Annotated in this window: 17 protein-coding genes and 1 tRNA gene; 16 read left to right on the top strand and 2 right to left on the bottom strand. The window is 51.6% G+C overall.

Features of this window, described 5'->3' with window-relative positions; all coding sequences use genetic code 11:
- Positions 1-268 precede the first annotated feature (268 nt).
- The 5 genes from RIC19_RS20595 to RIC19_RS20575 all read left to right on the top strand — a co-directional run bounded on the left by RIC19_RS20595 (position 269) and on the right by RIC19_RS20575 (position 6,178).
- Entirely contained in the window at positions 269-2,482 is a 2,214-nt protein-coding gene (locus RIC19_RS20595; protein ID WP_350180254.1) for a hypothetical protein, read from the top strand.
- Positions 2,472-3,137 (top strand): hypothetical protein, encoded by a 666-nt coding sequence (locus RIC19_RS20590; RefSeq protein WP_350180253.1) that lies wholly within the window; start codon positions 2,472-2,474, stop codon positions 3,135-3,137. The genes RIC19_RS20595 and RIC19_RS20590 overlap by 11 nt, the downstream gene beginning before the upstream one ends.
- 139 nt (positions 3,138-3,276) lie before the next feature.
- Entirely contained in the window at positions 3,277-3,945 is a 669-nt protein-coding gene (locus RIC19_RS20585; protein WP_350180252.1) for a hypothetical protein, read from the top strand.
- Positions 3,946-4,252: 307 nt separating this feature from the next.
- Positions 4,253-4,909: a hypothetical protein gene (locus RIC19_RS20580; RefSeq protein ID WP_350180251.1), complete on the top strand. Its 657-nt coding sequence runs from the start codon at positions 4,253-4,255 to the stop codon at positions 4,907-4,909.
- 186 nt (positions 4,910-5,095) lie between these two features.
- A complete protein-coding gene (locus tag RIC19_RS20575) occupies positions 5,096-6,178 on the top strand; it encodes a Gfo/Idh/MocA family protein (protein ID WP_350180250.1) in 1,083 nt (360 codons plus the stop codon).
- A 175-nt stretch (positions 6,179-6,353) separates the two neighbouring features.
- Here RIC19_RS20575 and RIC19_RS20570 read toward each other — a convergent pair whose 3' ends face one another.
- The gene (locus RIC19_RS20570; protein ID WP_350180249.1) at positions 6,354-7,856 is read right to left on the bottom strand and encodes a helix-turn-helix domain-containing protein; all 1,503 of its coding nucleotides are present in this window, start codon (positions 7,854-7,856) and stop codon (positions 6,354-6,356) included.
- Positions 7,857-8,004: 148 nt separating this feature from the next.
- On the opposite strand from RIC19_RS20570, the gene pckA reads away from it, so the two are divergent.
- The 4 genes from pckA (at position 8,005) to RIC19_RS20550 (ending at position 11,704) form a co-directional block, all read left to right on the top strand.
- Positions 8,005-9,633, top strand: a complete 1,629-nt coding sequence (pckA, locus tag RIC19_RS20565) for a phosphoenolpyruvate carboxykinase (ATP) (protein WP_350180248.1) — start codon at positions 8,005-8,007, stop codon at positions 9,631-9,633.
- Between the two features lie 294 nt (positions 9,634-9,927).
- Positions 9,928-10,776, top strand: coding sequence for an Rpn family recombination-promoting nuclease/putative transposase (locus RIC19_RS20560; RefSeq protein WP_350180247.1), 849 nt, complete (start codon positions 9,928-9,930; stop codon positions 10,774-10,776).
- 50 nt (positions 10,777-10,826) lie between these two features.
- Complete coding sequence (gene rluF, locus RIC19_RS20555; protein WP_350180246.1) at positions 10,827-11,531, top strand: 23S rRNA pseudouridine(2604) synthase RluF; 705 nt, start codon at positions 10,827-10,829, stop codon at positions 11,529-11,531.
- A complete protein-coding gene (locus RIC19_RS20550; RefSeq protein WP_350180277.1) occupies positions 11,477-11,704 on the top strand; it encodes a hypothetical protein in 228 nt (75 codons plus the stop codon). The genes rluF and RIC19_RS20550 overlap by 55 nt, the downstream gene beginning before the upstream one ends.
- A 42-nt stretch (positions 11,705-11,746) precedes the next feature.
- Here RIC19_RS20550 and RIC19_RS20545 read toward each other — a convergent pair whose 3' ends face one another.
- The gene (locus tag RIC19_RS20545; RefSeq protein WP_350180245.1) at positions 11,747-12,436 is read right to left on the bottom strand and encodes a hypothetical protein; all 690 of its coding nucleotides are present in this window, start codon (positions 12,434-12,436) and stop codon (positions 11,747-11,749) included.
- A 190-nt stretch (positions 12,437-12,626) separates the two neighbouring features.
- Between RIC19_RS20545 and RIC19_RS20540 the strand changes: the two genes are divergently transcribed.
- The 7 genes from RIC19_RS20540 to RIC19_RS20510 all read left to right on the top strand — a co-directional run bounded on the left by RIC19_RS20540 (position 12,627) and on the right by RIC19_RS20510 (position 22,317).
- Entirely contained in the window at positions 12,627-13,316 is a 690-nt protein-coding gene (locus tag RIC19_RS20540) for a DUF4956 domain-containing protein (protein ID WP_350180244.1), read from the top strand.
- Between the two features lie 2 nt (positions 13,317-13,318).
- Positions 13,319-16,297: a right-handed parallel beta-helix repeat-containing protein gene (locus RIC19_RS20535; RefSeq protein WP_350180243.1), complete on the top strand. Its 2,979-nt coding sequence runs from the start codon at positions 13,319-13,321 to the stop codon at positions 16,295-16,297.
- Between the two features lie 10 nt (positions 16,298-16,307).
- Entirely contained in the window at positions 16,308-19,019 is a 2,712-nt protein-coding gene (locus RIC19_RS20530; protein WP_350180242.1) for a PQQ-dependent sugar dehydrogenase, read from the top strand.
- A 24-nt stretch (positions 19,020-19,043) separates the two neighbouring features.
- On the top strand, positions 19,044-20,342 hold the full coding sequence (locus tag RIC19_RS20525) for a hypothetical protein (protein WP_350180241.1): 1,299 nt from the start codon (positions 19,044-19,046) through the stop codon (positions 20,340-20,342).
- 43 nt (positions 20,343-20,385) lie between these two features.
- Positions 20,386-21,711, top strand: a complete 1,326-nt coding sequence (locus tag RIC19_RS20520; protein ID WP_350180240.1) for a GntP family permease — start codon at positions 20,386-20,388, stop codon at positions 21,709-21,711.
- A gap of 170 nt (positions 21,712-21,881) precedes the next feature.
- Positions 21,882-22,088 carry a hypothetical protein gene (locus RIC19_RS20515; RefSeq protein ID WP_350180238.1) on the top strand — a complete coding sequence of 69 codons (207 nt, stop codon included), beginning with the start codon at positions 21,882-21,884 and terminating at the stop codon, positions 22,086-22,088.
- A gap of 144 nt (positions 22,089-22,232) precedes the next feature.
- Positions 22,233-22,317 (top strand) — tRNA-Ser (locus RIC19_RS20510).
- The last annotated feature ends 552 nt before the right edge of the window (positions 22,318-22,869 follow it).

Here is a 22,869-nt window from a genome sequence, read left to right as displayed (position 1 = left end):
GTCTTTTTTTGGGGAAAGTGTTACAAAAAAGTTTCCGGAGCCTTCTTATCTTTAGGGTGACAATAGGATAAGCGCTTATTCTTTATCTCTCAAGTTTTAAACACTGAACAATGAACTTGCTTAATCTTTTGCGTGGCGCTGTTATTACAGAAGTCACACACACACATCCGCCGAAGCCAGGAGGCGAAGGAGGACACAAGCACTTCCCTCCAGGCAACTTAGGCTAAGGAGGGCACGCATTGCGTCTTTTCTGATACTCTTCAGTATTATGATACTGGGCTGGAGTTGTGAGAAGGAGGCACTGCCTGACATTTCAGCCCCAGCGGATGTGAACAGCGCCATTGAAAACCGCTCTATTGGAGGCGTACTTAGCGGGTCAGGTGAAACCGTCTTGGGTAATGTATTGAACAACCCTTATGCTTTGGATAATATCAATCAGGCTTACCAGATGTTAAGGGGGAGTGCTGGTAATTTACAGCCCACGCATTACTACCTGAAGTGGGTGCCTCAAACGGGTGAGCATATCGAAGCATTAGAAGCTTTTGAGGAGGCATATGGTTATGAATTTGAAACACAGCCTATTCACTTTGAGGTCGTATATGAAGGGACAGAGAACTATGTAGATCCTGCGATCGGTGAAAATGGGTTTTCTCCTGAATATGGAGCTATTACGGCTGCTCATTTTAACGCCAGTGCGATGCCTGCCGTCCCTTTCGAATTGCTCGAAGTTATGCATATCCCTCAATATGAAACAAGGCTTACCTTCACCGCATTTGTTATCTCAGGAAATGAAGCCTACTATGAAGCGACAGAAGGTTTGTGCCATCCGGATTGCCCGACTTGGCCGGATTGCCTTGAAGACAGCAGCCTCACCTGTGAGGTGGTGCCGGGGACCGCTTTAGGCACTATAGCACTAGCTGGGGCTGGTAGCGCCAGCACAGTAGCGTCTGCAGCACCTAAGGCTAATTTCCCTGATTACATTCTTGATGATCGGATGGGGCTGTATGGAGAGCATGAGGTCATTAACGCCATTATTCCAGAGCCGATCGAGTGCCCTCCGGGCTGTATCGCAAAATTGAGGCTGAATCCTAGTGCCGGCCCTTTCCACCTCGAGTGGTACTGCGACTGCGATGGAGACCCCACCGAGGGTGACGACGATGATGACGAAGAAGAAGACCCTGAGCCACCCGCGGGCCAGGTAGAACAATGCGGTTGCTTCGTTTATGAAAATAAAAAGAAGCCTGGCGGGCGCATTATACTGACCGACACACAAACAGGTGACGAGGGCGTAAGGCGGGTGAAGGTGAAAACAACCAGGCACCACTGGGGGTTCATTTGGCGGAATACAGACACGGATGATGAGGGCTGTTGGAAAATCAATAAAGCTTACAATGTCCGCCGGATGAAAACCAAAGTGGTGTTTAAAGACCGGGTGAGCGACCGGGCTGTAATCCGGTCGTTCCGTGGAGCGCGGTTTTGGAATGCTTTTCTCAAGCCGGTAAAATACACCTGGAAGGTACGGCGAAATGGCAAAAACTGGCATGCCCTGTGCTTACGACTGGAAGATGACCCGGAAGACCACACGAGCAAACAGGAAGAAGGCTATGTAGCCGCCCTGACCAATAACGGCATGCATGAGTATTATGACGACTTTGGTATTGACTTGCCCAACCCTGGCAAGCTACGGATTTTGATTCATAACTTAGATGATCGCCTGAATGCGGCCCCTATGTTCCGAACTATTGATAATGAACAGTTTGGGCTTGGGGATATTGCTGGGTACCTATTAGCGTATAAAACTCCCTTTACAGGTCTCTTGTACACTTACTGGGAGCTCTCAAAACCTGATATCTTCATTAGTTTTGGTGATCCTGATCCCTCCGACGATAAGCGGCAAACGGTCTATCATGAGATGGTGCACGCCTCACAGTATGCTCAGGTTCAACGGCAATGGTGGATAGACTATGTGGTTTACACCATGACCCGGGGCATTGCCAATGAACCTACGCCCTACGGAGATGGCACAGCCCCTGGCGCCGGCCGGGCAGAACTGGCAGAAGGCATGGCGGAGTCCGTGGAGCTTTATCTGGCGGATTTGAAGTATGGGTTGTTGCATAGTGATGGATTTGCTCAGTTACGAAGATATATGAACCAAGCCGAACTCCTTGAGTTTTGGGAAGACCCCGATTTGCCACCTAATGCCAACTTTATACCGGAAGGATTGTTTTTTGATTTGTTTGATGAAAATGGGGCTAACCCGGCAGCCGGTATAGTTACCGTGGGAGAAGGAAATCGGGTCAACAGCACTACTTTGCCCATTCGAGATAATGCCGGGGGCTTTACCTTCCTTGAGCAGTTGAATGCCTTCGGGCCGTTTACGGAGACTATAGAAGAATTCCAGGATCAGCTCTGGCAGCAAAGCGGCCCCAATGGAAATACTTTAGCTAACTATAACCAACTCTTCCAGGATTATGGCTTCTAGAATATTTGCTTTCTGCGGACTTTTAGGGTTTATCCTGTTCATCAGCAGTTGCGGCTGCAAAGAGGATGAGTTTGGCGAGCAGATGATAATAGAACTACCGGTTTCCACCTACCCAAATAAGGATACCTTTCAATTAGGAGATACCTTATGGGTAGAGTGCCTGTTTCCTAAGGTATTTTCCGTAAAGGATGCCAGTGGGGAAATCGTCTTGGAGGACTTTCAATTCCGTACTTCACTATTTTTCTCCGAAGTGTCTGATACCATAGAGCAGTATGGTAACGAAGTGGGGGTGCTTGAAAGGATAGGTACAGTAGACTTTTTACCTTCATTTACTGCTGCAGAATATCCCATAGGTATTGTTGAGGACTCTTTGAATTATTACTTCAAAGCAGGTTTCGTTCTGTTAGAGCCAGGACTATATTGGTTTGGCTTTAGTACTCCGGAGTTTTTGTATGAAGATTATGAACACCCGGCGATGTACACCTGTGGCCGGAACAGGCGGTCGAGCGTAAATTTCTTCCATCAAAACCCTGCGACTTCTGAAGAAGGATACCAAAGGTTGATTTCAGAAACCAATGTGGAGTATATTCCGGAGCTAACCGAATTGGAAGAGTATAAGGGAGGTGGCTGTCTGACTTTCCGGGTGTTGGAGTAACCTACTTAATCCCCAGCCTGTCAGCCCAATCTGAAGCGATGGCAGGCTGGTTAGTTTTCGTTTATAATTGACCGCCTCTGGTAGCAAAGAGGCCCTAACGGAAACATCTTAGCAAACTATAACCAACTTTTTCAGGATTATGGCTTTTAGAATGATTGCTTTCTGCGGGCTTTTAGGGCTTATCCTGTTTGTTAGCGCCTGCGGCTGCAAGGAAGACGAGTTTGGCGAACGGATGACGCTGCAAGTGCCAGTCCAAACCGGGCCTAGCAAAGACACCTTTCAGTTAGGTGATACGATTTGGGTGGAAGCCAACTTTGGGAAGCAGGTAGCAGTGAAAGACGCTGCATCTGACATTTACCTGGAAGACTTTGACTTTTTCCCTCAGCTTTCCCTCTCTGAAATATCAGATACCACGGAATTCTTTGAGGCTGAAGTTGATTTTATAGAGCAAATAGGCCAAATCGAAACCTTGCCGCTGGCAACCGCTTTGGTTTACCCCATGCAGTTTTTGGAAACAGATAGTGCTTATCAGTTGAGAATTGGGGTTGTTTTGAAGACAGAAGGTCTATTTTGCCTTACTGTTTATTCAAGCCCATGGTCATTTGAAGGTTTAAACCATCCTGCATTGTTTGCTTGTGGGAACAATTTCAGAAATTATGTTAATGTACATTATTTAAATTCTTCTACTACCAAGGAGCAATATGAACAGCTGTTTTTATCTACGCGAGTCGACTATCTCTTTGAGTTAATTAGTTTCGAGGAATACTCTTCGGTTGCTGGGCATACCTTTGTTGTTTACAAGCCTTGAGGAGGTGTTTCTTAAGGAATCAGCCATATGGGATAGTAAACGATAGTCCCATATGGCTATACTCAGGATAAATGGTTATTAAGTGTAGTTTCGTTAATGGGTTTTGAGTGAGCAGCAAAGCGGCCCCAATGGAAATATCTTGGCAAGCTTCAACACAAAAAGTAGTGCCCAACATATGGCATGAAGCTAAAAGCATAAAGTTGAAACTGCCCTCCTGATTTCCAGAAAGAATAGGTCATGCCTACTTTGTATTATCTTTCCAGAAAAAGAAGCAATTTTGGAAATCAGGAGGGCTAAAAATATAGCCATGAAACAGGACTTCAAACGCACCTTTACTGCTTTACTTCTACTGCTCAGCGTAAGTGCCCTGCGTGGGCAGACCTATTTTAGCATCATAGTAGGGGCGAGTTTTATGGAGATGCAAGAGGGACGTAACCTTGATGATATCACCTTTAGGCCATTTATGGAAGAAGGCTGGGTTTCCAACTGGCATTTGGGATTGGGAGTTGAGCGGCATTTAGCAGATAAGTACTTGCTGGCATGGCAGAATACATATATTCATCAACAATATTTTAAATTTTGGCCTCATGGTATCGTAGCAATTAAAGGTACAAAGTTTTCTGTTTGGAGAAGCGCCTTGGCACTGAAGCGTGAGCTGTTCGATAGAGTGGTATTGGGCATTGGGCCAAGTCTGGATTATTTTCACGAAATTAATTTCGTAACGGGAAGTGGATATGAGTTCGATGCGTTTTATAATGATAACCTGGGCTATGCTGCAAATATTTCGGCTGCTTTTTACTACAAACGCTACATGATAGAGCTTTCTTATTTCAAAGGATTAGGCTATCGTAGTGATTACAGCCGGTTTATTGCACCTGCCGATGCGCTGTCACTTTCGTTTATTGTGCAGTTCAAGGCTCCGTGGTCCGACAAGGGGCGCAGGGGGATGGAGCTTCGGTTTTGAAGGCGCTTTCTTGGTTTAAACTCAGGCGATGATTTCGGAATCTTGGCCAGAGGGTGAGAGATAAGGTTAGCTGTCAGGTCGCCTCCGCATAGCTATCGGCGCTAAAGTCACCACCTGACTTGAAATGCAAACCAGGCTTAAAAGCAACAACTCAACCCCCAAGGCAGTTATTCAAAGTAAAAGCTTATGGATAAATGGTCAACCTCCCGCCGCCACTTCCTCCGACAGTCCGCTATGGCGGCCGGTAGCCTGCTGGCTGCCCCCGCACTCCTGGGCTGCCAATCTCCGAAAAAACGCCTGGGCGTTGCCCTCGTCGGGCTGGGCGGCTATGCCCGCGGGCAACTCGCGCCTGCCCTCCAAATGACGGAGCACTGCTACCTCGCCGGTATCGTTACGGGCAGCCCGGAAAAAATTCCCACCTGGCAGCAGCGGTACAGCATTCCGGATAAGAATGTCTATGCCTACGATACCATGTACAAAATGGCGGATAACCCGGATATTGATGTGATCTACATCGTGGTACCAACCGGGCTTCATGCCGAGTATGCCATCCGCGCGGCCAACGCCGGCAAGCATGTCTGGTGCGAAAAGCCCATGGCCATGAATGTGGAGGAGTGCCAGTCAATTATAGATGCCTGTAATCAAAACGGGGTGAAGCTCAGCATCGGCTACCGTATGCAGCACGAGCCCAATACGCAGACGGTCATTCAGTACGCTCAAACGCTGCCTTATGGCGCTATCCAATCCGCCGAGGCACTGGCGGGTTATGCGGGGTCCGGGCAGGGCAGCGGCTGGCGCTTTCAGGCCGATATGGGCGGTGGTGCGCTCTACGATATGGGCGTGTACACCATCAACGGGCTACGCTACGCCACGGGCATGGAGCCGGTGCAGGTGCGTTCGGCTTCCCGTGATATCCCCAATGAGGTCGATGTGACCACCACCTTTGAGCTGGCATTCCCGAATGGGATCAAAGGATCCGGTAAAACCAGTGTGGTGGAAACCATCAATCGCCTGCGGGTAGACTGCGCCGATGGCTGGTACAAGCTGGAGCCTATGCAGTCCTATAGCGGCGTGCAGGGTCTCACCAGCGATGGTAAACGGCTGAACCAACCCATTAAAGACCAGCAGGCCCGACAGATGGACAACGATGCCCTGTCTATTCTGAATGGTACGCCGGTGCTGGTCCCGGGCGAAGAGGGGCTTCGGGACATCCGCATCGTACAGGCGATTATGGAGGCGGACCGCACGGGAGAAGTGGTGGATTTGTAGGATGGTGCCCGGGGCAGTGGCAATGCGTGAGACTAGGAAAAGGCTGAGGATAAGGTTGAGGTTGAGACCACCCGGGGTCCTCCGCAGGGAGCGACAGTTCACTGTCGCCGCAAGGGAGACCATGCCAGGTTCTCAACCTTAACCTCAGCCTCAACCTCCCCCGGGACAGCACCCGTTAGCCCTCCACCCGGTGCCGTTCCAGTTCTTCCAGCGTAGCACGGATGTTCTCCTTTCTGCGGTGATGCTGCAGCACGGTTGGCGGCACTGCCCGTGCTCCGCAATCCGAAATACCACAGCGCTCGCAGGTGGTGTGTACGTCTTTGATGACCAGCTTCGGGTCATTCAGGAATCGGAACAGGCGTTTGAGTTTGTCATTCACCAGCAGGCCGATAGTGACGCTTGAGCTGTTTTCGGCATGGTGGTGGCCAGGCTTGGCAATGGTGATGCACAGGTAGGCATTGGGCGTGCCCCAGTAACGCGAAATCTGCGCCCCGGCAATAGGCCCTTCCGTATTGCTGATACCCTGCTGCGCTTTCAGCTGACGGATGAGGTTGATGCTGATCCAGCGGCGGCAGTAGTGCTCGTCCAGTTGGTTGGCGTGGGGGTTATGGAGCTGCGAAAGATGCATCTCCTTGGTCATTTCAAACTTCTGCAGGTCGGGGCGTGCAAAAAAACGCAGGAAGAACAAATCCTGAATGTTGAAGTGCCGGGGCAGGAGATTGGTCAGGCGCTGTATGAGCATCTCAGAAGTCACATCGTACTTGGCAAACAGCTCCAGAAAAGCCTCTGCGTCCCAGGTCCGCCAACGGGCCATTGTCTCAATATCCTCGATCATTTCCTTTTCGTCCATCAGCAGGGCAACGGAGAAGTAGGAAGCTTTGAAGTTGTTGAGGAGTTTGTCGAAGGAGTCGACCTCCATCATGCGGGTCTCGTAGGGGCGTTCCTCCAATTTTAGGAACTGAAAGCCTATTTCTTTGCCCAGCAAGGATTTTTCCTGAGCAGAACTCAGCCCGCCGTTGAGGTACAGCACTTTATTTTTTACAGAATAGTAGGAACGCACTTCCGTCAGGTCCGGCCGGCTGCTGAGGAAGTCACGGTCTACCCTGACCTCGAAGTTTTTGTGCAGGAGGTGCTCCAGTTCAGACGTTTCGAACCCGGGCTGTTGCTTCAGCGTGTTTTTGGATTTAAACTCTTGGACTGCCAGTTCCAGGTCATCAAAGTAGTTGTCGTGCAGGTCCTGATAGGAGCGAAGGGCAGCTTTGTAGAAGTCCTCGCCCTGCAGGTGGTGGTTGCGCACAATCTTGATCACCGTGCTGATGAAGGCATTCACCTTGTCCGGCGTCACCGAAAGCAGTTCTATCAGCTTAGGGGTGTTGATACCAAAGAGCTCCAGGGGGAAGATTTTGAGAAAATCCGAGTGGATCAGATCGATAATGGGCTTCAGCCGCTTGTCTGCATCCAGAGAAACGAGGTAGTTATATTCCGTATTCAGGGCACGGGCGAGGGCCAGGATTTTGTCGGCCTTGGGGTACTTTTTGCCTTTCTCGATATTGTGCAGGTAGGAAATGGCCAGCCCGGTGCGGTCGGACAGTTGCTGATAGGATAAGTCCTGCTCCTGCCGCAACTGATGCACCTTGAGCCCGAAAATGAGTTTTACCGTGTCGATTTCTCTTAACATAGGTGCAAATTTAAGCATTTGAAAAAAAATCTGTTAGAGAAATTTTCTCTAAATGCGAAAAACATCTTTCTTTGCCCCAACGTTTCAAGTTTGTACTGCCGACAGGCAACGCAAATTTTTCCCGAATAGCAAAACTAACCTTCCTACAATGGAGAAGTTTGAGATTAAAAACCCTGCTGCAACATTGGAAACACTGGGCATCAAGCAGGTCAGGAATGCCTTTTGGAACCTGAGCCCGGAAGCCCTCGTGCAGGAGACGATCCGGCGCGGACAAGGCTTCCTGACTGACTTGGGCGCTATCGCTGTGGAAACCGGCGAATTTACCGGCCGCTCTCCTCAGGACCGTTTCATCGTTGAGGACGCAGAAACAAAGGATACCGTTGATTGGGGCAACATCAACAAGCCTATTGACAACCGGTACTTTCAGCAGCTCAAAGGCAAAATCATCGACTACTTCGCGGACAAAGATGTATTCGTACGCGATGCCTACGTTTGCGCAGATGATGACTACCGCATGAACCTGCGCCTGGTAAGCGAATATCCATGGAGCAATCAGTTTGCCTACAATATGTTCCTGCGCCCTACCGGAGCTGAGCTTGAAAACTTTGAGCCGGAGTGGAGCATCCTCTGTGCGCCGGGCTTCCACGCCGACCCGGAAGTGGACGGTACCCGTCAGCACAATTTTGCCATCATCAACTTCACGGAAAAGCAGATCATCATCGGCGGTACGGGCTACACCGGAGAGATTAAGAAAGGCATTTTCTCTGTCCTGAACTATGTCCTGCCCAAGCACCGTGATGTATTGTCCATGCACTGCTCTGCCAACGTAGGGCAGGAGGGAGATACCGCTGTCTTTTTTGGGCTGAGCGGTACCGGCAAGACTACCTTGTCTGCCGACCCTAACCGCAATCTTATCGGCGATGATGAGCACGGCTGGTCCGAAAACGGCATTTTCAACTTCGAAGGCGGCTGCTACGCCAAAACGATTGACCTGTCGGAGGAGAAAGAGCCGGAAATCTACCACGCCATCAAGCACCGGGCGATCCTGGAGAACATCAAGTGCTACCCTGGCACCCGCACGCCGGACTTTGAGAACAGCGACATTACCGAAAATACCCGGGTCTCCTATCCGATTTACCACATTGATAATGCCCTTGAGCCTTCGCGCAGCGGGCACCCGACGAATATCTTTTTTCTGACTTGCGATGCATTTGGCGTACTGCCTCCGATCAGCAAACTGACGCCTGGCCAGGCTATGTACCACTTTATGTCAGGCTATACCGCAAAGGTCGCCGGAACAGAAGCGGGCATCACGGAGCCACAGGCTACGTTTTCGGCTTGCTTTGGCGCGCCCTTTATGCCCCTGCACCCGGCAGAATATGCTGAGATGCTGGGTGAAAAGATGCAGGAGCACAACGTCAATGTCTGGCTGGTGAATACCGGATGGACGGGCGGTGCTCACGGTACTGGCCACCGCATGAGCCTGAAGTACACTCGTGCCATGATCACGGCAGCCCTGCGCGGCGAACTGGATGCCGTGGACTACCACACCCACGAAATCTTCGGCCTGAGCATGCCGGTAAGCTGCCCCAATGTGCCTGATGAGGTCCTCGACCCTAAGCAGACCTGGTCAGATGCCGATGCCTATGACGCAAAAGCCAATGACCTGGCCGAGCGTTTCAATAAAAACTTTGAAAAATTCGCTGCGAAAACCAGCGGTGAAATCCTTGCTGCTGCGCCAAAAGTACTGGCTAGTGCGACTAGGCCGAATTATTAGCTGGGCTTTTAACTCTAAAGCTCTTGCTGGTGCTGAGCGTTGAGCTGTTGGTTTATTGCAGCTCAATCCATTAGCTAGCAAGCGTTTGTCCCTCAGCCTTACACTACTTTTTTACCAAATTGAACCAAGTTGAACTTATGCCCCGGCAGTGACCGGGGCTTTTTTTATCCGCCTATAAAAAGTGCAATTGCAGTGTATATCAAATAAGCAAGGAAAAGGGGATTGATGTAGATTGACAACTCGAAATTGGTTATCTTTGTATTGCTAGTTTCATGTGAGTGCAAATGTTTGAATATGAGTGCTTTAGATGACAAGTATATCAACCCGCTAACTGATTTTGGATTCAAAAAGCTATTTGGCACAGAACCTAATAAAATTCTGTTAATAGATTTCCTGAATCAGATTCTTCCACAGAGACACAGGATTAAGGATTTATCCTATTCAAGGAATGAACAAATGGGGCTGAATGAATTGGATCGAAAAGCCGTCTTTGATCTATATTGTATAGGAGAATCGGGTGAGCGATTTATAGTTGAAATCCAAAAAGCAAAACAAAATTATTTCAAAGACAGGAGTATCTATTATTCATCATTTCCTATCCAGGAACAAGCAAAAAAAGGGGAGTGGAGTTATAGGCTAGAACCAGTGTATACAGTGGGTATTTTAGATTTTATTTTCGATGACCATAAGTTAGAGGATGAATTGCTTCATATTGTTGAGTTGAAAAATCAGAACTGTGAAGTATTCTATGACAAATTGAAATTCATTTATATTGAACTTCCCAAGTTCAGGAAAAAGGAAGAAGAGTTAGATACACAATTTGACAAATGGCTATTTGTATTTAAGCATCTATCTGGATTACAAGACCGCCCAAAAAAATTACAAGACAAAATATTTGAACGATTATTTGAAGCTGCCGAAATAGCCAAATTTACTCCTGAAGAAAGAGAAGCATATGAAGAGAGTTTGAAAAACTACAGAGATTTGAAAAATGTTGTTGATACATCCAGAGAGGAAGGATATCGGGAGGGATTAGATAAACGGAATATTGAAATTGCGAAAAATATGAAAAACGATGGTGAACCAATAGAAAAGATCGTGAAGTACACCGGCTTAAGCAAAGAAGAAATAAGTAAATTATAAGGTTAAATTAGCTCCTGCTTTCGTTAATAAAAGTAGTCGCTATATCATCTATGTCAGACCCTTCCATCAGCCTCAATAAATTCATCAGTTCCACCGGCATTTGTTCCCGGCGGGAAGCAGACCGTATGATCGAGGCCGGGCGGGTACAGCTCAATGGCACTACTGCCAAAAAGGGCAACCGTGTCAACCCCGGCGATGAGGTCCTGCTGGATGGCGCGCCCCTGAAAGCTAAACCCAAAGCGGTCTACCTCGCCCTCCACAAGCCTCCCGGCATCACCTGCACCACTGACCGCAAGGATAAGTCCAACATCATTGACTTCCTCAACTACCCGGAGCGCATTTTCCATATCGGCCGCCTCGACAAAGCTTCCACCGGGCTGATTTTTCTGACCAACGACGGCGACATCGTCAATGAAATCCTGCGCGAGCAAAATGAGCATGAAAAAGAATACATCGTTACCGTCAATAAGCCCATCAACGCTTCTTTTGTCAGGCGGATGAGCCAGGGCATCCCCATCCTGGGCACCGTGACCAAAAAGTGCCAGGTGGAAAAAATCGGGCGGCAGGCCTTCCGCATCGTGCTCACTCAAGGGCTCAACCGGCAAATCCGGCGCATGTGCGACTACCTGGGCTACGATGTCGTGACCCTCAAACGGGTGCGCATTATGAACGTCCATCTGGGCGGGCTCAAGCCTGGGCAGTGGCGGTATTTGACGGAGGGGGAATTAATGGAGCTGAGGCGGCACTTGGGGTGAACGGGGAAGTGTTTATAGCCAATGGGCAGAATGACCTTTTTCTTTTTCAGCAAACAGCAGAGGCCCGGGCTTTTCACCTGATGGTAGGCATCAATTATTTTGAAGCTTGTATTGGGGAATTGGAGGGGTTGTATGGGGAGGTGCTTGCCGTTGATGATGTGTATTCGGAATAAGAGCGCTTTCTGATTCTACCTATACATTGACGTCTGCAACCCTCAACGCTCCAGCCCCCGCGTCATCTCCTCCAGCTGCTTTTGCAATTCCTGCACATGCTCCAGGGAAAGATTGTCCGGGACTTTCAGTGACAGCTCATCGATAGTGTCCAGATAGAGGGTTTCCAGTTCCATGTCGGAGCGCAGGGCTTCCATATCTGCCAGGTCCTCGTAGTGGTGCTCTTTGAGGCGGCGCAGTTCGGCTTCTTTGTCGGCCAGTGAAAGGGACAATTGGTGGTTGTGCAGCAGGCGGTTGAGTTTGTGTTTAACAGTTTTGTAGAAGGAGGATTTGGCCCGGCGCAGCTCCAGTTCGGCTTCAAATTCCCGGATGAGATACTGCGCATCAGTTCGGTTTTTAACGTTTAGCGCCTCTTCGTCTCTTAGCTCCCGCTGTAATTCCCGCAGGTTTTTGCGGATATCTTTTATCTCCCGCTCGTTGCGGGCCAACTGATCCTCCACCTGCTCCATGCGCTCCTGCACACCGGCAGGCACGCTGCCCCGGTTGCGGAAGTTACTGTTCTCCTGCCGGATGTACTCGTAGACCAGGTAGCCTAAAAAGCCAATACCGCCCAGGATGGTCAGCGTAAGGATCATAAAACGCAGCGGGCCCGCAAAACGGAGCAACAGAATGATACCTACCACGATCAGGATTATACGAAACGGACTAAGCCAATTGTTTTTTTGCTGCGGCATGAAATTTTTTTTGTGTTTTGTTGAACCCTTTTTTATTTGCCCTGTTAGGCTCACAGTTTTATGAATCGCTAATGTTTTTTGTTTGTTTATAGTTTATGCAGGTACTCCATCCGGAGTACCTTTTTTTGTTCCTGCCTGACGCTTCCCGAAAAACCAATATCTTTGTTCCTTCATTCGACAAAACAGAAGTATGGACCTGATCCAGAAATTACAGGAACAATATATACAGGAATTTTCGAATAACGTACCGCTGGACGAATTCCTGCTCAATGTCATCGTCACAGCCATCCTTGTAGCCTTGCTGCGGCTGTTCTATATCCACTTTGGCAACGCCATTTCCAACCGCCGCCGTTTTGGCAACAACTTCCTGCCCCTGGCGTTGGGCACTTTGCTCATTATCATGATTGTTAAGTCCTCTATCGCGCTGTCCCTTGGACTGGTAGGAGCACTTTCCATCGTGCGCTTTCGCGCTGCCATCAAAGATCCGGAAGAACTGACCTACCTGTTCATCGCCATCGGATTGGGACTGGCCGGCGGGGCAAATCAGCCCATTCTGGCGATTGTGGCTTTTGCAGTCATCCTCGGCATTCTCTACCTTAGTAAACTGCTTGGGCGGCAACAAGTGTTTCGTCAGGAAAATCGTTTGTTTGTCAATATTCAGACCGACCAGGAAGATGTGGAGGCCATTGCCGGTATTTTGGCACAGCACCTGCCCTATGTGGAGCTAAAACGCATGGACACCCTTGAGCAGGGCATGGACTTGTCCTTCGTTTGCCGTGCAAAAGAGCTGGGCGATATTGCGCGTTTAAAAACAGCCATGCAGGAGCTCTCCCCCGCCACCCGCCTCTCGGTCATCGACCAGCCAGATCTGATTGTGTAATTATGATCATCAAAGACCAGGAAAAACAACAGCGAAAAAATGCCGGCCGCTTGCTCCTCGGCGTACTGGGCGGTGCCCTTGTGCTCATCCTCAGTGTTAGCCTCTGGCCGGAGCCCTCGCCCTATGATTCCCTGCCCGATGGACAGGTGTTCTGCGGTGCAGAAAAGGTACGGGGTGAAACTTTTGTGCACGATGGCGTAGCTTTTAAAGGTGGCACCACGCAGTCTGCCCAATACGCCCGCCACGGAAAACACAGCTGCTACCTGCCCCAGGCATCCGAACCACAGTATGGCATGGAATATCAGCTGGAGGCGCCCCGGCCTGGCTCTGCTTACCGGGCAAGCGTCTGGCGCAAACAAACCGGGCAGCAGCAGTCCTACCTGGCAGTGAGTGTGGAAGGCCCGGAAAAGCGCTACCATCAGGAAAATATACCGGCCACAGCAGACACCCTGGGGTGGGAAAAGCTGGAACTCCACTTCAGCGTGCCATTTGGTGCCCCCAGTGAGCGCTTCAAAGTCTACGTCTACAGTACCGGGCAGGGACCGGCCTGGTTTGATGATTTGCTCATCGAGCCTTTATCAGCGGATAGTGCCTTTGTGCCGGAGGTCTTACAGTTGGAAATCAAGCCCCGCCACCTGCAAAAGCTGGAAGCCAAGCGGCAGGAAGCCCTCCGCTCCGGTATTCTCGAAACGGACGGGGGCGACTGGGTGCCTGCGCAATTCAGTAGCAGCGCCTACGATGAGCCTATCTCCGTTGAAGTCCGCCTCAAAGGTGACTGGCTCGACCACCTCAGTGGCGACAAGTGGTCTTTTCGGGTGAAAGTCAAAGGCACGGAAGCCTGGCGACGTATGCGGGTCTTTTCTCTCCACACGCCCCGTGCCCGCCACTTTTTGCACGAATGGCTCTTGCACCAGTTTTGGGAGCAGGAAGATGTGCTCACTACCCGCTATGATTTCGTTGAGCTGCAGCTCAATGGCGAAAGCCTGGGGGTATACGCCTACGAAGAGCACTTTGAGAAACAACTTGTGGAATCGCGCCGCCGCCGGGAAGGCCCGATCATGAAATTCTCGGAAGACGGCTACTGGAAGACGATCCGGCGGCAGTTGCAGTCGCATGGCTATGTCAAACCGAATGCCCACTACGGGGCTGCCGAATTAGAAAGCGCCCCCATTGAGGCTTTCGACGATAAGCCCACTGAAGACAACCCTGGCATGGCGGCTCAAATACAGGCCGCCCGTCAACTCATGCAGCAGTACCGGGACGGGCTGCAACCAGCAGGTGAGGTCTTTGATTTACGGCGTATGGCGAACTATCTGGCCTTCTGCGATGTCTTCAACGGCTACCACGGTATCGCCTGGCACAATCAGCGGTTTTACTACAACCCCATTACCGGCAAACTGGAGCCCATTGGTTTTGATGGCTTTGGCGGCCCGCCGGCTAGTCAGTACGAAGTGCTAGGCAGCGGCGCCCTGAATCCGTACAAGGAGGCTTACCACCCGCTTCTCGGCAGCTTGTTTATGGAGGAAGATTTTGTGCGGCTTTACCACGAGGCGCTTTACCGGTACAGCAGCCGGGAATACCTGCTACCGGTCCTGGACAGTCTGGCCCCCGCCTGGTACGCCCGTTTGGAGTACCTGAACCGGGAATTTCCCACCTATCAGCCTGAGCTGGATGATTTTATCCGCAATGCGCAGTACGTACATTCCCTGTTGCTCCCTTTTGGCGCTTACAGCCTGACCGTCTATACCACCCAAAAGCGCGGCCCCGAGCAACAGCTGGAGATCGTCAACCGCCACCATCTTCCCCTGCGTATCCGTGGCTATGGCCGCAATAGCCGTCAAATGCGCGGTGGGCTGGAACACCCGGTGATGCTCCCGGCCCGCATGCCCCGGGTGTACGATATGCGGCTGCGAAGGGACACTACGCTCCGCAATCCCGGTTTTCTGGAACAAAAAGCAATGGCTGTGCAGGCACCTCCGGGCAGTACGAGCGTGACGATAGGGTCGGCTGCGGAATACCTGTTCTATGAAGTGCCCGGCATCGACAGCTTATTTGCAGCGCCCATTTTAGCACAAACGCCTCCCGGCCATCTCACCGGGCGGCAGCTGCTGGCGGAGGAAGCTGTACTGGACGAGAACAGCACCTATAGCGTCGCTGCCGATGCGGTGGTTTTCCCATCCGGTGTGCATGAAATACGTAAAACGGTTATTGTTCCCGCTGGCCGGCAGCTGATCCTGGAGGCCGGTGCGGATATCCGGTTGTACAACGGCGCCAGCCTGCTGAGTTACAGCCCGCTGCAAGCCCTGGGGACAGAAGATGCCCCCGTTCGCATCAGTGCCCCTAACCGCGATGGGGGAGGAGTGGCTGTTTTTGGGGCACCGCTGCCTTCTTCCGTTGCCTATCTGATGGCAGAAGGGCTGGATGCGCCTCAGTACAAAGGCTGGTCCCTGACCGGAGCGGTGAATTTCTATGAATCTGAGGTCCGGATGCACAACAGCGCCATTCTCCAAAACCGCAGTGAGGATGCCCTGAACATCATCCGGTCTGACTTCAAGCTGGAACGCTGCTACATCGGAGAGACCTTCTCGGATGGCTTCGATGCCGACTTTTGCAAGGGTGAAGTATTGAATTGCCGCATCGAAAATACGGGCAACGACGGGCTGGACTTCTCCGGAAGTACAGTTATAATCAGCGATTGCCAGTTGAAAGGGAATGGAGACAAAGGCATCAGCGTAGGGGAGGAGAGCGATGTGACGGTCTTCAGCACGAGCATCAAAGGCGCCCCCATCGGCGTGGCGAGCAAAGACTTATCGGTATTGCGGGTACGCGACCTTTCCCTGATTGACTGCCGGCAGGGTTTTGTAGCTTACCAGAAAAAGCCCGAATTTGGCCCGGCGACCATCATCGTGGAATCCCATCAGGCCGAGGGCGTGGACCGCCTGACCAATATTGCAGAAGGGAATACATTACTGGGTTTGTAAAAAGTAGACTATGGCTTATCGTTTTTTAGCATTCTTGTTACTGATCACCGGCGGGCTTTGCGCTCAGGAATTGCCCGAAGATTTTTACGATATCACTTACCTCACGGAGCTGGATAACCCCATGGGGATGACTTTCGATGAGAACGGGCGCATGTACGTCTGGGAAAAGAAAGGTGTGGTGCGTGTGGTGGACACTGCGGGCAATCTCTATCCGGAGCCCCTCATCGATATCTCAGAGGAAGTCAGCAACTGGAAAGACCATGGGCTGATGGGCTTTACGCTGGACAACGACTTTCTGGCCAACGGCTATTTCTACCTGCTCTACGCTCTGGATTTACACCACTATGAATATTACGGCACACCGGAATACAGCCCCGACAGCACCGTCACCTGGAAGCCAACGATTGGCCGGGTGGTGCGCTACCGGGCAGACCCCACGACAGCCTACCTCCGGGTGCTGGAAGACAGCAGGCAGGTGCTGCTGGGCGAAACGATCGAAGATGGCATCCCGTTGATGTATGAATTTCATGGGCTGGGTGACCTGGTGATGGGGCAGGATGGCACCCTCCTCATTAGTGCCGGCGATGGGACGAGCAACGGTGGCCCCGATACCGGCGGCGATGAGTACGGAACGATGGCGAGCGAAGCCATTGCTACCGGCATTATTACCGAAGATGAAGACCTGGGCTCTTACCGGGCACAGTACCTGGCCAATTACAATGGCAAAATCATGCGGATAGACCCCGAAACCGGCGATGGGCTAAGCAGCAACCCTTTCTTTCAGCCGGATGCGCCCCGGTCACCCCAATCCCGCATCTGGGCCTACGGTTTCCGCAATCCCTACCGCATTCAGGTCCGGCCCAATACCGGAAGCCATTATCCGGAGGACGGCGATCCCGGCACCTTATATATAGGCGACGTGGGCAACGGCGCCTGGGAAGAATTAGATATTGCGACAGAAGGCGGCCTTAATTTCGGCTGGCCCATGATGGAAGGCTTTGGCAGCCACTGGCCCTATATCAATGAGCCGGCTCCTGCCAATCAGCTGCACCCCAATCCGCTCCACGGAAACGGAGGTTGCGATCAGCCTTTTCTCAATTTCAAAGACCTCTACGTGAACCCACGGGAAGATGGCCACCGCGTACCCTCCAACCCCTGTGACGATAGCGTGCCTATTGAAGGCTACACGGTAGGAACGATGCCCACACTGCAGTGGAGCAATGCCCGCTGGAACCCGCCCACCCGGGCGCAGGTAGCGAGCTTTGATGATAACGGCTGGTACAAAGGCCTGAATGTTGATGCACCGGAGTCCAGCCTGGAAGACACAGAGCTGTTTGATGGCTTCTCCTCTCTGGCAGGCGTATTTTACGAAGGCGATCAATATCCGGAGGAATACCACGGCAAGTACTTCATGGTCGACTTCAGCGGCTGGATCAAGGTGGCAGATTTTGATGATGCCGACCAATTGCACAGCGTCAAGCCCTTCCACAGCAATGCCAAGGATATTATTCACCTGTCGCTGAACCCAGCAGATGACAAACTCTATTACATCAGCCTTGAAGGTACCGTACATCAGATCAGCTATGGGGGGAATCCACCCCCGGTGGCAAAGATTCAGGCGGAGCAATTTTTTGGCCCCGGACCGCTGACCGTGGCATTTGATGGCAGTGGCTCCTACGATTCCAACCTGCCGATCGTGAAGTACGAGTGGGATTTTGGCGACGGCACCACTGCCGAAGGCCAAAATGTGGAGCACACCTACACCGGCACCGGCCAGCAGAGTTACACCGCTGTGCTGACCGTTTACGACAGCCTGGGCGCCTCCGCGACCGATGAAGCCGTGGTCGCCCTCAACAACACTCCTCCACAAGTAAACATCATCAGCTTTCAGGATGGCGACCGCTACCCGCTCGATCAGAGTACCACCCTCCTCCGCCTCGAAGCCGAAGTAACGGATGCCGAGCATGCTGACGAAGAGCTGATGTATGAATGGCGTACTTTCCTGCACCACAACGACCACTTCCACCCCGATCCTGTGGACTTTGAGCACCTCAGCTTTGCCCTTATCAGCCCGCTGGGCTGTCAGGAAGAGCTCTACTGGTACCGCATTCAGCTTACAGTGACTGACCCCGCCGGCCTCAAAACCTCGGTAACGCAACGGGTGTACCCTTACTGCGGCGACCCGTTCCTGGAATGGAATGAACTGGCAGGAGCAGCTGCAGAAGGCGGTGTCAACCTGACGTGGGATACCCAATTGGAGGACAGCCTGGCCTACTTTGAGGTGCAGCGCAGCCCGGATGCGCATAAATTCACCGCGCTAGGTCAGGTCGCTGCTAAAGGCAACGGGCAATACGCATTCTTCGACGATGGCCCGAGAAGAGGTACCAACATTTACCGTGTAAAGGCCGTAACTGAAAACGGTGCTTACCGCTATTCCAATCCTTTGCGCATAGGCTATCCGGAGCCGCTGGCCATTAATGTTTTTCCGAATCCGGCGCGGGATGCCTTTACGCTTGAGCTCCTGGAAGCACAGGCAGGGCAGGTCCGTCTGGAATTGCTGGACGAGACCGGGCGTGTGGTGCTGGAAAAGTCCTGGGAAACGGACAATGGGGCGCCCTTTAGCGAACGTATCCTGCCCGGGCAACTGCCCAACGGCGCTTACTTCTACCGGGTGACCAACGGGGCGCAACGGCACTACGGGCAGCTCATACTGCTCCGCTAAATCAGAAGTTGAAGGCAAAACAATATGAAAAACTTCCTCAAAAGCATAGGCCAGTTCTGGATGCGGTATTATCTGCTGATCCTGTTGCTGTTTGCCGGTTACCGGGCAGCAGAGCTTGCAGGCCGGTTTTACCGCGGGCTGATTTGGTCGGATGCCGAAGGGTACTACCTGTATTTGCCCGCTCTGGTTGTCAACGATGGGTTCGAAGATTTTGAGGTAAGAACAAAGGCACAGTTTAAGCCTTTTGAAGGGACGAATAAAACCTTTACAAAATACACTTGCGGCGTGGCTATCATGCAAGCGCCATTTTTCCTGGGGGCACATGCCCTTACGCTGGCTACGGGCGGAGAGGCGGATGGCTACAGCGATTATTACATTCGTGCCTTACAATTGGCAGGCCTCTTTTATGGCTTCCTGGGCCTGCTGCTGCTGAAGAAAATACTGGCCCGGTACTTTAAGCCCGTAGTCGTCATGATGACAGTGACTGGTTTTTTTCTTGGCACCAACCTTTACCACTATATCCTGCAGGAGCCGGGGATGTCGCACGTGTACTCCTTCTTCCTGTTTGGGCTTTTCGTCTGGCTGACGCCCCGGTTTTATGAACAGCCCGGCTGGAAAATCTTTGGAGGTATGGGGCTGCTGGCGGGACTGATTGTGCTCATCCGGCCCACGAACATTTTGTTGTTGCTTTATTTGTTGTTGTTCGGTCTGCGCTCCTGGGCGGATGTCAGGGAGCGGTTGCTCTTTTTCAGGAAACATCTGGGCGCATTACTCCTGGCACCAATAGCAAGCTTCCTGGTCTTTGTACCCCAGTTTTTGTACTGGAAGCACATCTCCGGTGACTGGCTCATCTATTCCTACGGGGAGGAAGGCTTCAACTGGCTGGAGCCTCGGGTTGACATGGTCCTCTTCCACATCAAGAACGGCTGGCTGCTGTTCAGTCCTATGGCAGGCCTGGCGATTATCGGCTGCCTGGTTGGGATGTGGAAAAATCGCTACAATATTGCCCCTATATTCCTCATTTGGCTGCTCCTGCTGTACATCACCTCCTGCTGGTGGTGCTGGTGGTTTGGAGGCGCTTTCGGGCACCGGCAGTTTGTCGAGTTTTATGTGCTCCTGGCGATTCCCTATGCCTGGCTGTTTACGCAGGTGCTGGAGAGCAAAGTTTTAGCGCTGAAGATTTTCCTGGTGGCGCTTTGGGTGTTGCTGGGGTACTACGGGTACATGCTCGCCGTGCACTTCCGCGGGCCACATTACGAATGGTGGAGCTGGAAGGAAGTGGTGGAGTACATGTGGCAGTTTAAGTTTGATAAGAAGTACTGACGCGTTTTCGCACGACTAAAATAACGAAAAACACCTTTGCCCTATGGCTGTACTGGCCACCGTACTCAGCATTTTACTCCTTTTGCTACTCATTCTGAAATGGCGCATCCCTGCTTTTCTCGCCTTGCTGATCGCTGCCATTGCGGCCGGTTTGGGCAGTGGGCTGGAAGGCCCTGCTGTGATTGAAGCCATGCAGAACGGTATGGGCGGCACCCTGGGTTTTGTGGCTACAGTAGTGGGGCTGGGCGCGATGTTTGGGGCCTTATTGGAGAATGCCGGTGGGGCACAGGCGATTGCACAATACCTCATCCGTAAGCAAGGGGTGGAACGGGCGCCTGCCGCGATGGCGCTCACGGGCTTCCTGATTGCGATACCGGTATTTTTTGATGTGGCGTTTATCATTTTGATTCCCGTGCTCTACGCGCTAAAGGAGCGTACCGGAGCCTCCCTGCTGAAGTTCGCCCTGCCGCTTCTTGCCGGATTGGCGGCCACCCACGCCTTCATTCCACCAACCCCTGGCCCTATTGCGGTGGCTGAAATTGTTGGCGCCGACTTGGGCTGGGTCATTCTGCTGGGCGCAATAGCAGGTCTGCCTGCCGTTTTGGTGAGCGGGCTGTGGTTTGGTCAGCGCGCTGCCCGCCGTATTGACCCTGAACCCCCTGCTTTCTCGGAAGCGAATCCCCCGGATACTCTGCCACCGGTGGGGTTGATCCTATCGATTATCGGTATGCCTATCGTACTGATTGTGCTGAGTACGCTGGCGCAATCAGGTGCATTGCCGTTGCCCGCTGCTGTGCTGCCGGTCATTCAGTTTTTGGGGCACCCCTTCACGGCATTATTACTGGCCAACCTCCTGATTTGGTACCTGCTGGGGTTGCGGCGTGGCTACAGTTCGGAAGTGTTGCTCAAAGCCACCACGGACTCCATGTCAACTGCCGGCAGCATACTCTTGCTCACCGGCGCAGGTGGGGTGTTCAAACAAATGCTGGTGGATACCGGCGCAGGTCAGCAGATTGCCTCCTCTATGTCGGCAGCGGGCTTGCCCGTGATAGTCTTTGCGTTCCTCGCTGCTGCTTTGATCCGGGTGGCACAAGGCTCCGCTACAGTCGCTATGATAACCGGAGCCAGCCTGACTGCACCGCTATTGAGCAATGGTGTACAGTTTAGCGCCGGGCAGCTGGGTGCGGTAGTCATTGCAATCGCGGCAGGTGGTACGGTACTGTCTCATGTCAATGACAGCGGCTTCTGGCTGGTGAAATCCTACCTCGGGCTTAGCGAAAAAGAAACCTTCCGCTCCTGGACCCTGCTTACCGTAATACTGGGGTCGGTTGGGTTTGGTGCCGCCGCTTTGCTCTTCTATTTATTCTAAAACCCCAACAAGCTCTCTAAAACTTCTTTCCCATAATGGGAATCCACTCTAGCTGTTAGATCAATTTGCGAAATTGTCTATGCTTAACTATTTGATAATCATAGGTTTTTGGTTTTTGGCACAGCTTTGGTATAAGAGTAGAAGTGACAGGAAATCAAAAGCTTAGCCCAATGAAATATGCACTAACAACAATTCTGGGGATTTTGATGATTGCATTCGTTGCCGCAGGCAATCATCAGGGGTCTAACCAAACACACTACATTTACGACACTAAGGACATTGAGGAGAGCAAAATGCCAACTGTAGAACCGGACGGTACACTAGTGTATGGGTTCTATCAGGCTGAGCACCGCCTCAGTGTAGACATAATGCTATAAGCACTAAGATTTAGGGAGTTTTTTAACATGATTAATGGATTGTTTTGGGTATAGGAGCAGCCTTCGGGCTGCTTTTTTTTGCTCCTGCTCTTGCGCAGTTTCCAAAATAAATTTACCTTTGCAATCGCTTAAGAAAAATCAACCGGAGGAGTGGCAGAGCGGTTGAATGCACCGGTCTTGAAAACCGGCATGGGTCACACCATCGGGGGTTCGAATCCCTCCTCCTCCGCAAAAGCTGAAGGGAAAAGCCACCTTGAAAAAGGCGGCTTTTTTTATGCCCTTTGCCGTGGGAAGGTTGCCCTTCCCTAAGGCAGGAGGGCATAAAAAAGGAGCACGGAGTGCTTTTTCCTTCAGCTTTTGTTTCTCCCCTCCTTAGGGAAGGGCGAAGCCAATCCCTCCGCCTCCGCCCGACGAAGCTTTACGCGAAGTCGGGCTTTTTTTTGCCCATATTTATTCTCCTAAATTAAAAGCTTATTCTCCCATCGGGCTACGGCGGACAGCGTCCGCCCCCAGGCGCTCCAACCTCAATAAAACATGGAACAGCAGCAGTTTTACGTTTACACGCTAAAGTGCCGGGATGGTAAATATTACACCGGGCGCACCCGGATAACAAACCAGCCCAGATTAGTGTGCTAAGACAATAAGAGCGTGTTGGGACTTTTGTCTTCTAGTCGAAAACTAACAATTTTTTGGTTAGACGAGGCACGAAAACCGGAGTTTAGCCTTAGCTAAATGAGGATTTTCGGGACGAAGTATAAGCAAAAAAGTGTAGTTTGCAGGC

Source organism: Phaeodactylibacter sp., assembly GCF_040219495.1.
Lineage (GTDB): Bacteria > Bacteroidota > Bacteroidia > Chitinophagales > Saprospiraceae > Phaeodactylibacter.
This window is presented reverse-complemented; position numbering and strand designations above follow the sequence as displayed.